This is a genomic window from Borreliella japonica (assembly GCF_030438115.2).
GTDB lineage: Bacteria > Spirochaetota > Spirochaetia > Borreliales > Borreliaceae > Borreliella > Borreliella japonica.
Genome location: NZ_CP124062.1, coordinates 709,867 through 725,420, shown reverse-complemented (window position 1 = coordinate 725,420; position 15,554 = coordinate 709,867). Strand labels below are relative to the sequence as shown.

Genomic DNA, 15,554 nt, shown 5'->3' with positions numbered 1-15,554 from the left:
AAAAAAAATAAATTCTAAAACTCTGAAAAATCATCATCAAAATTCAAATCCTTATCAGCAACATCGATAGCTTTTTTAGGATCAACTCGCTTATTAATAGTTCTAGTAGGCTCACCCTCAATAGTTAAAGAATGATTGTTATGTCTACTACCATTTGAAGTTAAAATTCCATTACTTTTCAAATTTTGATTTTCATCTTTAAGAGAATTTTCAGGACAATCCATTAGCCTGAAATCATAATCACCATCTTCGAGATCTTCAATTCTAGAATCTTTAATTTTGAAAAATAATACAGATTTTCTGAGTTCCTTAGACTTTTCTAGCATTTTATCGGACATACTAGAAAGTTGCTCACTACTTGCAGCTGAAGACTGAACAACTTCTCCAACCTGGTCTAAAGCCATTTTAAATTGAGCAATCTGATCACTCTGCTTAGAACTGCCCTCTGAAATCTTCTTAACAAGATTAGCTGTTTCTTCTATTTCGGGTAACATTTCTTTAAAGATCACTCCTGCTTCAGTTGCTACCTTAGAATTATCTTCAACTAACTCTCCAATCTCAAGAGCCGAAATTTTACTAAGATCAGCTAACTTTCTAATCTCACTAGCTACAACGGCAAATCCCTTTCCTTCATCACCTGCTCTTGCAGCTTCAATAGCTGCATTCAAAGCAAGTAAATTAGTCTTTCTAGCTATTTCTTCAATAACGCTAACTTTCTCTACAATATCTTGCATAGCAATAACAGATTCTTCAACAGCCTTGCCACCTATCTGAGAACTTTCATTTGTCTTTAAGGCTATCTGCTCTGTTTCATAAGAATTATTCGCGCTCATATTAACACCCGACGCTATTTGTTCAACATTAGCTGACATTTCTTCAAGAGCAGATGCCTGCTGTAACGCGCTAGAGCTTAAATTTTGACTTGAGCTGGCAACTTCTAAACTTGCCTTATTCACATAGCTAATATTTCTCAAAACACTCGCAATTGCCAAAGAAATAGCCTTTTTCATTTTCACAACCTGAAGACTTAACATGCCAAGCTCATCAAAAAAATCCTCATCATCAAGAGCATAATCTTTATCTAAATCTCCATTAACCATATCTTGAACTAAAACTCTAATTGTGTTTAAACGAAAACTAATAATCTTATCTATTCTCATCAAAAGAATAATACCTAATACAATAATGCCTAAGACAGAATATAAGACATACTGCAATTTTAGACTAGATATTACTCCGTAAATATCCTTATAAGGAAGTCTAGCAATAAGTACTCCGCTCTTCTCTCCCAATTTACTACTTATGGGCAACAGTGCATAATAACACTCTTCCCCCATCTCGGATAATAATATTCTATCAATAGTATAAACCGATACTTCAGTAGGAGTATTTGATAAAACAGGTGGTTTAGAAAAAACATCTTTAAGAATATTTAAAAATTTAGAACTAACTCTACTAGTTTCATTGTATTCTTCAAAAGGATTAACTGCTATATTATTAGGATCCACATAAATAAAATTGCCTCTTTTGTAAAAACCAAATCTAAATCTATCAAAACTATTTGCTAAAACATCATTAAGCAAATATCCAGCCAAATATCCACAAACAAGCTTATCTTCTGGGGAGTATACAGGCACAATTATTGCAAAAGCCTTTTTTTCGCTTTGCCTAGATCTAATAGCAACCTCTGCGGATATTCCTTCAGAAAGATTTGAATACCAGCCTACAAATTTTAAGTGGTTTTGCCTATAATCCTCAACCGCTTTTTTAAAATAATTAGTATTAGCCTCAGAATGCCCAAAATCCATATTATTTTCATGCCTTGTGCTAACAATTATTCTCCCTTCAAAATCAAAAAACGCTAATTCTTCAAAAAAGGTATCATTTTTAAGACTGGACATGAAATTGTATAAATATTGTCGATATTTTTTATTTACCTTTACAGAATCAATAACAAATTTTGAATTTTTTCTTAAATCTACCAATTCAGACTCAGAGAAATCTTTCCCTCTATTCTCAGACATTGCAAATTCTGATATAGTTTCAAGTGCCAAATTAGAAGCTGCGCCATTGATTATGACATACAAAGTATCCAAAAGAGATTGTGTAGAAAAAGCTGCTCTTCTTACTTGAGCCCTTGTAAGTTGTTTATAATAATCTTCTAAATAACCGCATAAAACAAAATTAAAAATCATGGAAAAAAGCAAAAGTATAAAAATCAAAAACAATAATAAAAATCCAACAAACCTGTATTTAAGCTTCAACAGCATAATAAACTACCTCACAAATCATCTACTTATTTAATTAAACAAACTCAAGACCAAAAGGGTATCAAAAAAAATTCTACAGCAAAAAATTAAAAACTCTTAGAAAATTAAAAGAATTTTTACAATATGAAAAATAAATTATAAGCTGTTATTAATTGCTAATGCTTTTTATAGGGCACTCCTAAGAACTTAGGAGCATAATTTCTTTTTGAAAAAAAGATAAGACTTAAAATAATAATTAAATATGGGGCAATAACTAATATTTTAAGAGGCATTATTGAAGATAAAAAAGACGATTGAGCCAAGATAATTGCCAAAGTTTTCACAAATGAAAACAAAAAACTGCCCATTAAAACCCCCAAAGGTGTCCATTTTCCAAAAATTAAAATTACAATAGCAATAAAACCTTGTCCACCTGTAATCCCTTGCACATAGCTTGATGCAATCACTGTTGTAAGAACAGCACCCGAAACCCCCGCTAAAAACCCACTCAAAAGAACACAAAAAAATCTAATTTTATTAACACTAACTCCAACAGACTCTAATACCTCTGGATTTTCACCACTAGCATTAATTCTAAGCCCAATTTTAGTGTATTTGAAAATAATATGAAATAAAACCACACCTAACATTGCAATGCATACAGAGTATCTTTTACCAAAAATTTGAAATATAAGAGACGTTTTGCTTAAAATTCCATCAAAAAGTATCGGCAACTTTATATCTATAGTCGGAGTTGAAATAGAAGAAAAAATTAAAGTACTTATAAAAACAGCAATAGCGGGTCCTAAAAAATTAAGTGCCATTCCGGTTATAACTTGATCTGATTTTAAAAAAATTGTAAAAACAGCATGCAAAATAGCAAGCGCAAGCCCCGCTAATCCGCCAGTAAAAATTGAAAACAATGGGTCATTTGTAAAATATGCAACTGTGGCTCCTGAAAAAGCTCCTATTGTCATTATTCCTTCAAGTCCAATATTAATAATTCCACTTTTTTCACTTATAAGACCCCCAAGGCCAGCTAAAATTAATGTTTGAGAATTTATTAAAGTTTCACTAATCAAGAATATTACTGTATTTGACACTCTTAACACCTTTTAAAAAAATTTTATTTAAAAAATAACTAGCAGAAATTACAAGAACGATTATTCCCATCATTAAAGATACAATTGAAGATGGAAGTCCCATTAAACTTTGAACCCTGCTGCTTCCATAAAGCAATATAGAAAAAAGAATACTAGAAAATATTATGCCAATCGGCGAATTGTTTCCCATCAAAGAAACAGCTATCCCATTAAAACCAATTCCTTCCATATAAGAAAGCTTAAATATAGCTTTATTAACACCCATAACTTGAATAGCACCAGCAAGACCTGCAACAGCTGCTGAGAGAAAAATTGAAAAGATTAGCACAGCTTTTACATTAATACCCATACATCTTGAAGCTTCAATATTACTTCCTATGGCATTTATTTTAAATCCAATAATAGTTTTATTAAGCAAAAACCATATTAAAATGGCAAAAATTATACCCAAAATTATTCCAAAATGAAAAGGTGCTTTTAAAAGCTCATTGACAAAAGGATGAGAAGACCTATAAGCAAGACCTTCTGGTGAAAGTTTCCAAGAACCTAAAAAATCAATAAATGCACTTTCTTTAATGGACTTTGAAAAATCACTATTATCTCTTTTAATAAAACTAAAATCCAAAATTATATTATTCAAATGAAATAATATCCAATTAAACATTATTCCTGAAATCACTTCGCTAATATTGAATTTAGTTTTTAAATATCCAATTAAAATTCCTAAACTGCCTGAAGCTAAAAAAGTAATAACAAAAATAGTAATTACATGTAAAATTGGAGGCAAATCAAGCAAAACCGATGCTATTACAGCAACAATAGATCCTAATATAAACTGACCTTCAGCCCCAATATTAAAAAGGCCTGTTTTTAAAGAAATGCCAATAGAAAGGCCTGTAAAAATCAAAGGGGCTGCATAACTTGATATATAACCTAAATGTTTGGGAGACGAAAATATAATCTCTAGTATTATAAAATACATCCTAAAAGGAGAATAGCCAAACACCATCACTACTAAACCAACAATTAAAAATCCAACAAATAGAGCAAAAATACTAATAAATGCTGAAGAATTAAAAAATTTCAATATAAATTTACTGCATACTTCTTTACTAATTATCATTTAGCTTAAACCTATCATCATTTTACCAATAACATCAATATCAAAATTGCCCTCTAAAATGCCCACTATCTTTCCATCATGCATTACAGCTATCCTGTCACAAATATTAACAAGCTCATCAAGTTCAAGAGAAACTAATAAAACAGATCTACCCGCATCTCTTTGCTCTATTATTCTTTTATAAATATTCTCAATAGCTCCAACATCAAGACCTCTTGTAGGCTGAATAGCTAAAAGAATATCCGGCTCTAAACTAATCTCACGAGCAATAATAACTTTTTGCTGATTACCTCCAGATAAATGTTTTACCTTATTAAAAATATCTCTTGGTCTAATATCAAAATAATTTACAAGTTGATTACTCAATTTTTTTAAAATATTAAAATCAAACCCTACGAATTGTCTTTTAACTTTATTGAATTGTCTTTTAATAAAGTTGAAAAAATTAAATTTTAAATCAAGATTACTCTTTGAATGATTTTTTTTTAATCTCAAATAATCAGGATTATCAAAGCTCTTAAGCCCAATATTCTGCATAACATTGAATTCTAAAATAAGACCATGCCTTTGCCTGTCTGAAGGAATATTGCCAATTTTTTTATCTATTATTTGCTTAATCGTTAAACCTTTTAAAGATTCCAAGATCCCTGAAGAATTTTTTTTAAAAACATCGCCCTTAAATATGCTTTTCAAACCCAAAATTGCATCTACTAAATCCTCTTGACCACTTCCCTCAATACCTGATATCCCAAGAATTTCACCATTTCTCAGATTAAGATTAACATCTTTAACTTTTAAAACCCCCCTCCCATCTTTAACACTTAAATTCTTTATTTCAAGAACATTAAAATGATTTTCAAATTGAATTTTAGATGAACGAAGTGTAATCTCTTTGCCTATCATTAATTTTGTAAGATCTTTGTCATCAATCTCAGCAATATTAACAGTTTTCACAACTTTCCCAAGGCGCATAATTGTACATTGCTTTGCAATAGACCTAATTTCTTTTATTTTATGAGTAATAAGTATTACAGTATGACCCTCTTGAGTTAGTGCTTTTAAAATGTTCATAAAATCATCAACTTCACTTGGAGCAAGTACCGCAGTAGGTTCATCAAAAATAATAATATCTGCATTTCGATATAGAACTTTCAATATCTCTATTTTTTGCTCCATGCCAACGCTCAAGTCTTCAACCTTTTTTTCTAAATCTATCTTTAAACCATACTTTTCTGAAAGATAATTTATTTTTTTCCTAGCTTGTTTGTAATCAACAAAGCCAAATTTTGAATTTTCATAACCTAAAATAATATTTTGAACAGCTGTAAACTGTGGGATTAACATAAAATGCTGAAAAACCATTCCAATTCCATTTCTAATAGCTTCGCTTGAATCCTTAAAGCTTACTTCTTGACCTTTTAAAATAATTCGACCACTATTTACTTGATGAATCCCATAAATAATCTTCATCAAGGTAGTTTTTCCAGCACCATTTTCTCCAAGAATGGCATGAACTTCGCCTGCCTTAAATTTAATAGAAACATCATCATTGGCAATAAAATTGCCGTACTTTTTTGTAATATTTTTTAACACCAATATATCTTTTTTCATTAAACTTTAACCCTAATAAATATCAAACACAAATTACTTACGATGCTCCATTTTAATGGAATATTATAAAGCTTAAAATTTATATTTTCAATAACATCTTTTCACTTTGATAAACAAAATAAATTATTCATAAAAATTAATTACTAGTAAATAAAAATGCTTAAAATATAAAAACCTTAATAAAGAGAGTAAATTAATGTTAAAATAAGAGAATGACTAAACTACTATAAAGAGAGTACTAATATGAAAATCAAAGCCTGCATTTTTGATATGGATGGAACCCTAGTAAATAGCATCATGGATATTGCGTTTTCAATGAATTCTGCTCTTTTAAACTTGGGATATAACGAAATCGAACCAAATAAATTCAATGCTCTTGTTGGCAGAGGATTTACACAATTTGTAATAGATACCCTAAAGCTATTATCTCTTGAATACAATAATCTCAATTTACAAGATAAACTTTACAAAGAATTCGTAAAAGAATATAACAAAAATCTTTCATCTCAAACACAACCATACGAAAACATAAAAACTCTTTTAGAGAATATGAATAAACTTAAAATTCCAATTGGAATTTTAAGCAATAAAAATCATGAAGAATTAATAAATTTGGTAAAAAATATTTTTGGAAATATATTTTTTTTTGAAATCAGAGGTTATTCAAAAAAATTTCCGCCAAAGCCAAATCCTGAAAATGCACTTGATATGATACTGGAATTAAATGTCCGGAAAGAAGAAATTGCATATATTGGAGACAGCGATGTAGACATGATAACCGCAATAAACGCTGGATTTATACCAATAGGAGTTTCCTGGGGATTTAGAAGTGTTCAAGAATTAAAACAAAATGGAGCAAAACATATAATCCACAAGCCGCTTGAACTATTGGACATAATCAAATGAATGCAAAATCATATTTTCCTTATCTATATCACTACTTATTCAATCATGAAAGTATAAAAAGTTTATCTGCCATAGAAAAAGAAATTGAAATGCTCAACTATTTAAAAGAAAACAAAAAAACTATTGCTACATTCATCAAAAATGATTTTGAATCAGAAATAAAAGATCTAATTCAATACATCAAAGATAAAACAGATACAATGATTACTCCATTCGTTTTATCTGGTATTGAATCCATTGATTTTAACATTGTAAAGCCTCTTTTTACCAAAGAATTAACAAAAAATGACTTAAATTTGATATTTAACTTCGTTAAAGTCAACTCGTCTTTAAGAAAAGAATTCTTTTATAATTTTAATACTATAAGCAATGGATACATTACTTTTTACATAAACAAACTATTTGAAGGAAAAAACTCTTACACAATATATTTAATACAAAAAGAAAATAAAGCCCTTTATTCATCAGAAATCATAAAAAATTACATAAAGATATTACTTCTCTTAAAAGTATTGGTAATTAAATACTGCTTTGAAAAAGGCATAGAATTAACTATTAAAAATATTGAATCAACTGCAAAATCAATAAGCAATGATACCGATTTTCTAGACGAAAAAACAGCCAAACTTATAATTGAAAGCTTTTTCAAATATGAGATTTTACAAAAAATGTCTCCAATTTCAACACTAATTGCTATTTTTTCAGCCAGAGCAAGAATTCCAAAATACAAAAACAATCCGGTCAAAGGTTTTATTGGGTATGATGAAAGTTGGTTTTCAATAAAACAATCGGGCTCTAAAGAATACGATTCAAGAATAATCAAAGAATTATTAGAAATAGCTAAGGGAAATAAATGGTAAAAAAATTTTCGATTTTCTTGAAAGCAATAATAATTTTTTCAATATTTGAACTTCTAATAGAAGAACTCTCAATAATTCTTTTTTTGCCATATAAAATACGATTTGCACTAATATTTCTTGGTTTTCTATTTGACACAATTTTTATTTTCATTTTTTTATACAAAATAACCAAGGCTCACCTTTCCCAAAGATTAGGAATCTACGTCAGAAACAATTTATTCTTCGATATAATTCACTGTCTTATCCCTTTAGTATTTTACAGTTCATATCAACTTAAAAACATAATTGTCGCCCACGAAACCATATTAAATCCAATAATGCTATCACTCTTCAAGCTAAGATTTTTAAGACTTCTTAGATTTAACGATCTTATAATAGAAATCTATTATAATTCTAAAGAAAAAAATCTAATACTAATAGCATTTGCTAGAACATTTTCAATGAGCTTATTAATACCATTTACATTTTTTATAATAATATCAAGCTCTAAAATTGTAAATTCAATACCAGAAAAACAAGAATTTAATATTATTAAAAATATATCAATAATAAATGAAAAAGCTTATATTAAAGAAAAATATCCCTTCATTTTAATAATCAAGGAAAAAGAGGACATAATATATTCAAAATCAGACGAAATATTTGTTTACTACAGTCCTAGTGAATACAAAGTAATAGAAATAGAGAAGACAAAATTTTATATAGATAAATATTTGCAAAGAAAAAGCGATTCTATTCTTGGAATTTTTCTATTTGCATTGTTTGCATCATTTACTATTTTTTTAATGAACTTTTATAAATTTTTTAAAGCAAGTTTTTTAAATCCTATTATTTTAATGACAAAAATCTTACAAGACCCATTAGAATATCGAAAAATTCAAATTCCTTTTACTTTAAGCGAAGAAAAAGTATACGAACTTGCAAAATCATTTAACAATCTTTTGCTAAAAGAAAAACTAAATTCAAAAAGAAAAAGCAAAATACCTTTGGAAATTGAAAAAGTAAAAAAAATAATTAATAAAAATCAGGAATTAAAATGAAAATTCAAATAGCTACAATACTATTTATATTATTAAATTTTCCACTCAATGCTAGACTTTTGGACATCACAATTGAAAAAAGAGCAACCGAAGAAATAAAAAAATATTCATCTTACAATTTAATTTTAGAAAAAGAATACTATACCGATTTTCCAACAAGCGAAATAGAAAAAAATATTTACAAACTAACCGAACATTTTGTAAAAAGCATAATACTTAATAAAACTGACTATGGTTTATTAAATCCAAACTACAAAGAAGCAAATAAATATCTAATTCAAAGCGAGCTTATTGATAACAAATTTTTTAAATATAAAATATTTAAAATTAAAAATATAAATGGAATTTTTAAAAGCTATTCGCTAATATACACAGAAAAAGGATTCTATAAACTAGAACTTTACATAGAAAATAATACAGAACCTATAAAAATATTTAACCTGAACATAACTTATTTTTTAAACAATTCAGATGAAATAAGCAATAAAATGATTTTTTCTCCAAAAGAATGAAAATATATAATTAAAGCTTGGGTTATCTTTATAAACAATTTATTTAACAAATACAGACATTACTCTTTGAAGAACCTTTGCCCTATCTAACGGTTTAACAATAAATGTTTTTGCTCCTTTTATTAAACAATCTTTAACTAACTGCTCTTTACCTAAAGCAGATATCATTATAACTCTAGCGTTTTTATCAAATTCCATAATATTAGAAAGACAAGTTATTCCATCCATCTTGGGCATGGTAATATCAAGAGTGACAATATCAATATTAGGATAATGATTTTTGTATTTTATCACGGCCTCCTCTCCATCAGCTGCCGTATCAATAATATTAAAACCCTCTGATGTAAAAATTTGTGTAAGCTGTTTTACAGTAAAAACAGAGTCGTCAACAATTAAAACATTAAAAGGAATGCCTGTATCGTAATTTATTCCTCTAGGCTTAGATGAAGAATCTGCAGCAATTGTTGTCTTTTGGATCATATTAACCTCTCTTTTCTAATAAAAAGAATTTTTTTCATATCAAACCCTCTCTCTTATTGCAATATTAACTTCTATAATTTTACCATCAGGCAAAGAAAAAGGAACAATTAAAGCCTCAGAACCTTTATTGCTTATTTTCATATTTTCTCCATAAATAAAAGCTGGCGGGGTTATATCAAATACAAAACCTTTGGCATGTAAAGTAGTAACAAAATTTCCAGCAATAATATTCCCAACCTCAGTGAGAGTTGCAGCAACCATCTCTTTTGTTTCCTCATCATCAAAATCATCATACTCTTCAAAATTCAACTTAGAAGCAACAAAAAGAGCTGTTTCTATATCCATATCAATAATTATACTACCTTCAACAGAACCAGCAAGCCCTACTATTACAGAAACACCCTTTATCTTTTGATTTATTGATTTAAGCCCTGGCTTACCCATTTCTATATTTTCAACAAGCAACATATCTCTTAAAACCGAAGAAGCAGCGTCCAAAAATGGCTCTATATAATCTATTCTCATTAATTTCTCCTTTAGACTTTCCTGTACAAGTTAAAATATTTTGTGGATTTCTCTTTTATAAAAACATCATTATTTTTAAGCTCTTCGTTATCTCCTAGAACCAAAAGAGCCCCTTTAATAGTTTTAGAAGCAATGATATTTAAAATTAAAATCTGATCTTTACTATCCAAGAAACATAAAACATCTTTTAAAAAAACCATTCCCAAATTATCAGGCAAATCTGAAAAAAGAGCATCAGAATACTCAAACAAAACATTATTGAGAATTTCTGACTTAAATTTATAAATCCCAGGACTTTGTTCAAAAGAGTTTCTACGATAAATTTCACTAATACCAATTTCTGAATCTGAAAAAATCAACCTAGAAGTTTCAACCACTTTTGACAAATCATTATCAATAGCTGTCAACTTAAACGGTTTTAAATAATATTCAGACAAAGCATTAGCTAAAGCCACAGTCTCCCTTCCACTACCACAACCAATTTCCAGTACATTTAAAGCGAAATTCAAATTATCCATAAAATTTAATCGATTCTTAACAATTTCATTTTGAAATTCTTCCAAACAATCAGCTCCCCACAGATTCCCCGATGATTTTGAATAAAATTCATTTAAAAAACTATCGTAAGGCAAGCAATCAATATCAACCACATTAAATTTTACTCCAACTTTTTCTAAAAACACATCATTTACTAAAGAGATATTAAAAGAGTATTTCAAAAGATTTTTTTTAATATTCTCCAAACTAAAAACTGCAATATCGTTTAAAGTTGAATTTTCATCATTATTTCCATTTTTTGAAAAACCATTATTAGAAAAACTATTTTTACAATCCTCTAGTATATCTAAATCATCACAATTGCTTACAAAATCGACTTTTTCAACAAAATTTTGATCAGGTTTCAGTCCCCTTTCTTTTTCACCATAATTAAAAATTTTAAAAACATCAAGGAGTATATAAAGTTTCTCGTTATAATCTACAACACCTTTTATATAGTTTATTAAAGAATCCTGAGATAAAACTGGATGTGGATCTTGAATAAGACTAGAATCTATTGAAAAAACATTATTAATTTTATCAACAATAACCCCTATAAGAAGGTCTTCATTCTTTAAAACCATAATATCTTCAAGATCTTTTTTATTAAATTCCAAATTAAACATTATTCTAAGATCTATAATAGGAATTATTTCACCTCGCAAATTATCAAGTCCAGCTACATATTTTTTGGCATTTGGAACATACGTAAAATTACTAGATTTTCTAATTTCTTTAACTTGCATAATGTCTACCAAATAATGATCAGATCCAAGCTCAAAAGAAACAACCTTAAAATCAAAATTGGTCAACTTGGAATTACAATTTTTATCATCTAAAACTTTGGACCCAAAATAAATTTCTTTTATCTGCACAAGAGATTCACTCCTTAGTATCCTTTTTTAAATCAAAAAGTTTAAAAACATCAATTATTAGCACAACCTTACCGTTACCAAGCGTAGTAGCTCCAACTACACCTGCACTTGATGAAAATTTATCCTTAATAGGCTTTACTACAAAATCTTCCTCACCAAGAATAGAATCTACAACAATTGCGGTCTTTATGTTGTTAGTATTAACAACTATTAAAAATTTTTCTATCAATGAATCATCTCCTGTTATATTAAAAAGTTTATCAAGTCTGAGAACAGAGATGATTTCGTCTCTTAAATTATAAACTTCATGATAATTTTCAAGCAATTTTATATCATGCTCGGTTATTCTATGAGTTTCAAGAACATTGTTCAAAGGAATAACATAGGTCTCAGGCCCTGACTTTACCAAAAGGCCTTGTATAATCACCAATGTCAATGGTAGTTTAATTTTAAAAATTGTTCCAAGACCAATTTCTGATTCTACTAAAATAGTTCCATTAAGTTTTTCAATACTTTTTTTAACAACATCAAGACCAACCCCTCTGCCTGAAAGGTCTGTCACTTGAACTGCCGTTGAAAACCCAGGAGCAAAAATTAAATTAATAAGTTCGGAATCAGAATAAATTGCATCTTCCTTTATTGTTCCCTTTTCAATTAATTTGCGCTTAATAATCTTTGGATCTATCCCAATTCCATCATCTTCAATCTCAATTGATATTACATTGCCCTCATTCCTAGCACGTAAAATTATAGTACCCGCTTTGCTCTTTCCCTTTTTAACTCTCTCTTCAACTGTTTCAAGTCCATGATCCATTGAATTTCTAACACAATGCATCAAAGGATCTACAAGGTCATCTATAACAGACTTATCAAGCTCAGTCTCTTCTCCTTCCATTTTAAGATTTACAATCTTATTTAATTTCTTTGAAAGATCCCTGACAACTCTTGTAAACCTTGAAAATATATTAGATATTGGCAACATTCTAGTCTTTAAAACACTCTCATGCAAATCTGTAATTATTCTGGACAGTCTACCAGAGGTCATTTTAAAATTTTGAAGAAGCCTGAAAAAAGAATTTCTTAATTCAGACATATCATTAAGGGACTTTTCCATTTTAAAATTCATAAAAGAATTAATATGTGCTTCGATCTCATCTTCTAATGTCAAACCTGCATCTTTAAAAATTATCTTTAAATCAATTAGAAAGTTTCTCTGGAAACTTTCCTGATAATCATAAAAATAATTAAAATTGTAAAATAACGTAATCATCTCTGAATTTATTTGATTATAAGATGATTTGCTTATTACAGCCTCACTGACAAGATTTAATATATAGTCTATTTTTTTACTATCTATTCTAATTAAATTAATATTAATTGGATTGTTTTTCTTAATACCTTTATTTACCTTAAAAGACATTTCATCATTTTCTTTCAGACTTATACTCTTTAAAGATTCTAAATCAATCTTTTCAATTTCAAAATGACTAACAACATCTGATAAATTAATCTTTTTAGCAATACTGTCTGAACTGACATCTGATATTAAGTAATATGTAACAAAATCGAAAAACTTATCTGACAATAACTCGCTAGAATCTGGGAGAGACTTGAAAATTTTTCCAAGACTTTTTAATGCCTGAAGCATTTGAAACCCACTAATCGTAGCCATAGGATTGTCTTTTATAAAATCCAATCTAACTTTAAATAACTTTTGATTTCCAATCTCAAGCAATAAATCAGAAATCTCACTCTCTGCAAAATCAAAACTATCATTTAAAATAGAATTGGTATCTAAATCAATATCTTTAATTTTTCTGTCTACAAGCTTTTCTAATTCTTCTTTTACATTAAATTCATCAACTAAATAGCTTGCAATTAAACTTGAAGAGTCTAAACTCTTTTTAACACCCTCTATATCTGAATATATCAAATAATAATCTACTCTTGTTAAAAATTTATCTTCGATAATTCGCTCATATTTAGGAATTGTGTGTAACACGGAACCTAAATTTTTCAAAATATTAAATATTTTCAATCCACCATTTTCAACTTCAGAATCATTATTTGCATTAAAAATAACGCTGATCCTTAAAACCTTTTGTCCGATTCCTAACCCTTCTTTTATCTCCTCAAGATCTAATTTTGAAAGACAAAAATTGTTCTTAGTTGAATTTTCGTCAAATATCTTAATACAAATTTGATCATCAATTACTAAGAATTGATTTAATTTGCTTTTAAGATCACTTATATCATCCAAATAAACTTTGCCATCAAGTCGAAGCGCAAGCATTTCTTTGATAATATCTAATGAATTTAAAAGCAAATCAACAAGATCATTGTTTATATTTATCCTACCATCTCTAATAGCATCAAAAACATCTTCAACAATATGAGTAAAATCAGATAATTCCATCATATCAAGAGAAGCAGAACTTCCTTTTAAAGTATGAGCTGCCCTGAATATTTCATCAATAGTATCAGAATTATTAGGATCATCCTCTAATGACATAATATTCTCTTCAAGGATATCTACAAGATTTTGAGCTTCTTCAAAAAAAACTCCTAAAAGCTCTTCATTTTCCAAATCTAATATTTCCATACCATTTCCTATTAAGACATTTTATATATGTAAAGCTAACCTTTTAGATTAGCTTTACATATTAATTTAAACCTATTTTTTTAAAGATGATTCTTCAGGTTTTTCACTCTCAACTTTTTCTATAAAGTTTTGGAAAGAACCTTCAGGCATAGAAATTTTTTCTCGAAGCTTTAAAACTCTTTTAAAAGTTTCATGAGCCTTCAATTTACGAAGAGATTCAGTTCCACTAGTCTCATAAACTTTAAATACAGACTCACTATCAATATCAGAATCTAATGAAACACTCAACTTGTCATAAAGAACTCTCAAGTCTTTAACATAAAAAATAAAATTTTGCTCTTTTGAACTATGAGATTTTGAAACTCTAAAAGCTTTAAATCTCATTTTACTTGAAGCAAGGGGATAATTTGGAACATCATCTTTAATTATTCTAGATGATATATCAGGAATATAGTTGGGATTTGACCAAATTAAATCAGCCCATCCTTTAAACTTTAAAGTCCCCAAAGAGTAAGCGTACTCCATACCATTCATATCTTCAAATAAAACTTCAAGATCTATCTCATACCCTAAACTATAAACTGACACTTTGATCTCCTTCATAGTTTTAATGTTATCAATAAGACCTTTGCCTAGAAATTGATTGCCAGTTTCCCCTGAATAAAAAGGAATTTTAAATGGCGGCATTATCATAGCAGATGATTGAGAATAGCTTGGAAATAAAACTCTTACTCCTAAAATAGTATCACCTGCATATCTTTTTGATTCGCTCTTAACAACAGCAGGCGCAACAACCGAATTTTTAACATAAGCCTGCAACCTAGCAGAAGGAGTAAGCAAAACACTCCAATTGTTTATCCCAAGATCTACAACCATATCTTCAGGCTTAACAACACCAGAAGCGCCCGAATATACATAATCAACATAATTTGTAAGATCAAGTTTAGTTGAACTTGGATCTCTTGCAAGTTCGGCAAAATCTAAAACCAATTCTCCAGGCTCTGACCTTTTTGAGCCCTCTATCAATCCATCAGCCTCTTGAGCAAAAAGAGCAGTGGATAATAAAAAAAATAAAATACTTTTCGCTTTCCTCTTCATGTAAACCAACTCCTTATATATATACATCTTTTA

General features: G+C 28.7%; 13 protein-coding genes. 4 read left to right on the top strand and 9 right to left on the bottom strand.

The window, feature by feature from the left end; genetic code table 11:
- Positions 1-14: 14 nt before the first annotated feature.
- From QIA21_RS04040 to QIA21_RS04025, 4 genes are all read right to left on the bottom strand, one after another.
- Positions 15-2,270: a methyl-accepting chemotaxis protein gene (locus QIA21_RS04040; RefSeq protein WP_301393218.1), complete on the bottom strand. Its 2,256-nt coding sequence runs from the start codon at positions 2,268-2,270 to the stop codon at positions 15-17.
- A gap of 155 nt (positions 2,271-2,425) precedes the next feature.
- The gene (locus QIA21_RS04035; protein ID WP_301393217.1) at positions 2,426-3,352 is read right to left on the bottom strand and encodes an ABC transporter permease; all 927 of its coding nucleotides are present in this window, start codon (positions 3,350-3,352) and stop codon (positions 2,426-2,428) included.
- A complete protein-coding gene (locus QIA21_RS04030; RefSeq protein WP_301393216.1) occupies positions 3,324-4,475 on the bottom strand; it encodes an ABC transporter permease in 1,152 nt (383 codons plus the stop codon). Before QIA21_RS04030 ends, QIA21_RS04035 begins: the two co-directional genes overlap by 29 nt.
- The gene (locus QIA21_RS04025) at positions 4,476-6,086 is read right to left on the bottom strand and encodes an ABC transporter ATP-binding protein (protein WP_091971817.1); all 1,611 of its coding nucleotides are present in this window, start codon (positions 6,084-6,086) and stop codon (positions 4,476-4,478) included.
- A 243-nt stretch (positions 6,087-6,329) separates the two neighbouring features.
- Between QIA21_RS04025 and QIA21_RS04020 the strand changes: the two genes are divergently transcribed.
- The 4 genes from QIA21_RS04020 to QIA21_RS04005 are packed head-to-tail and all read left to right on the top strand — an operon-like array spanning position 6,330 to position 9,404.
- Entirely contained in the window at positions 6,330-6,992 is a 663-nt protein-coding gene (locus QIA21_RS04020) for an HAD family hydrolase (protein ID WP_301393215.1), read from the top strand.
- Positions 6,989-7,852 (top strand): hypothetical protein, encoded by an 864-nt coding sequence (locus QIA21_RS04015; protein WP_301393214.1) that lies wholly within the window; start codon positions 6,989-6,991, stop codon positions 7,850-7,852. Before QIA21_RS04020 ends, QIA21_RS04015 begins: the two co-directional genes overlap by 4 nt.
- Entirely contained in the window at positions 7,846-8,892 is a 1,047-nt protein-coding gene (locus tag QIA21_RS04010; protein ID WP_091971823.1) for a hypothetical protein, read from the top strand. The genes QIA21_RS04015 and QIA21_RS04010 overlap by 7 nt, the downstream gene beginning before the upstream one ends.
- Positions 8,889-9,404, top strand: coding sequence for a hypothetical protein (locus QIA21_RS04005; protein WP_301393213.1), 516 nt, complete (start codon positions 8,889-8,891; stop codon positions 9,402-9,404). Before QIA21_RS04010 ends, QIA21_RS04005 begins: the two co-directional genes overlap by 4 nt.
- 39 nt (positions 9,405-9,443) lie before the next feature.
- On the opposite strand, the gene QIA21_RS04000 is transcribed toward QIA21_RS04005, so the two are convergent.
- The 5 genes from QIA21_RS04000 to flaA all read right to left on the bottom strand — a co-directional run bounded on the left by QIA21_RS04000 (position 9,444) and on the right by flaA (position 15,521).
- Positions 9,444-9,884: a response regulator gene (locus QIA21_RS04000; protein ID WP_002557259.1), complete on the bottom strand. Its 441-nt coding sequence runs from the start codon at positions 9,882-9,884 to the stop codon at positions 9,444-9,446.
- A gap of 39 nt (positions 9,885-9,923) precedes the next feature.
- Complete coding sequence (locus tag QIA21_RS03995; protein WP_002557258.1) at positions 9,924-10,409, bottom strand: chemotaxis protein CheX; 486 nt, start codon at positions 10,407-10,409, stop codon at positions 9,924-9,926.
- Between the two features lie 11 nt (positions 10,410-10,420).
- A complete protein-coding gene (locus QIA21_RS03990; RefSeq protein WP_301393212.1) occupies positions 10,421-11,821 on the bottom strand; it encodes a CheR family methyltransferase in 1,401 nt (466 codons plus the stop codon).
- A 7-nt stretch (positions 11,822-11,828) separates the two neighbouring features.
- Positions 11,829-14,423, bottom strand: a complete 2,595-nt coding sequence (locus tag QIA21_RS03985) for a chemotaxis protein CheA (RefSeq protein ID WP_301393211.1) — start codon at positions 14,421-14,423, stop codon at positions 11,829-11,831.
- Positions 14,424-14,495: 72 nt separating this feature from the next.
- On the bottom strand, positions 14,496-15,521 hold the full coding sequence (gene flaA / locus QIA21_RS03980; RefSeq protein ID WP_301393210.1) for a flagellar filament outer layer protein FlaA: 1,026 nt from the start codon (positions 15,519-15,521) through the stop codon (positions 14,496-14,498).
- Positions 15,522-15,554: the final 33 nt, after the last annotated feature.

Coding starts and splice junctions, on each gene's coding strand:
- QIA21_RS04020 (WP_301393215.1), top strand. CDS start 6,330: ATGAAAATCAAAGCCTGCATTTTTGATATGGATGGAACCCTAGTAAAT.
- QIA21_RS04015 (WP_301393214.1), top strand. CDS start 6,989: ATGAATGCAAAATCATATTTTCCTTATCTATATCACTACTTATTCAAT.
- QIA21_RS04040 (WP_301393218.1), bottom strand. CDS start 2,270: ATGCTGTTGAAGCTTAAATACAGGTTTGTTGGATTTTTATTATTGTTT.
- QIA21_RS03985 (WP_301393211.1), bottom strand. CDS start 14,423: ATGGAAATATTAGATTTGGAAAATGAAGAGCTTTTAGGAGTTTTTTTT.
- QIA21_RS04000 (WP_002557259.1), bottom strand. CDS start 9,884: ATGATCCAAAAGACAACAATTGCTGCAGATTCTTCATCTAAGCCTAGA.
- QIA21_RS04025 (WP_091971817.1), bottom strand. CDS start 6,086: ATGAAAAAAGATATATTGGTGTTAAAAAATATTACAAAAAAGTACGGC.
- QIA21_RS03995 (WP_002557258.1), bottom strand. CDS start 10,409: ATGAGAATAGATTATATAGAGCCATTTTTGGACGCTGCTTCTTCGGTT.
- QIA21_RS04005 (WP_301393213.1), top strand. CDS start 8,889: ATGAAAATTCAAATAGCTACAATACTATTTATATTATTAAATTTTCCA.
- flaA (WP_301393210.1), bottom strand. CDS start 15,521: ATGAAGAGGAAAGCGAAAAGTATTTTATTTTTTTTATTATCCACTGCT.
- QIA21_RS04010 (WP_091971823.1), top strand. CDS start 7,846: ATGGTAAAAAAATTTTCGATTTTCTTGAAAGCAATAATAATTTTTTCA.
- QIA21_RS04030 (WP_301393216.1), bottom strand. CDS start 4,475: ATGATAATTAGTAAAGAAGTATGCAGTAAATTTATATTGAAATTTTTT.